Origin of the sequence: Mesorhizobium sp. M7A.F.Ca.MR.362.00.0.0 (genome assembly GCF_004023175.1) — a bacterium.
GTDB lineage: Bacteria > Pseudomonadota > Alphaproteobacteria > Rhizobiales > Rhizobiaceae > Mesorhizobium.
On sequence record NZ_RZTF01001249.1, the window covers coordinates 1 to 213 of the forward strand.

Genomic DNA, 213 nt, shown 5'->3' on the forward strand with positions numbered 1-213 from the left:
AAACACGGGACAGCCATATATTTTTGCTTCTTTTGAAGATAAAGTCAGAATAAGCGGAGAGTCCGACAGACAAAATTGCTCCTGTCGCACCAGCGGTCGCTTTCATATAGCCCATTACACTTGGTGAGATTCCCTTTACTTCGGTTATGTAAGTTGGACTAAAGACAAGACTGAAGGTGATAACACTATAACCAATAAAGGCAATCATTGTTG

General features: G+C 40.8%; 1 protein-coding gene. It reads right to left on the reverse strand.

Going from position 1 to position 213, the window contains the following annotated elements:
• On the reverse strand, positions 1-213 hold a 213-nt coding region (locus EOC06_RS41355; protein ID WP_206631530.1), incomplete at both ends, for a hypothetical protein.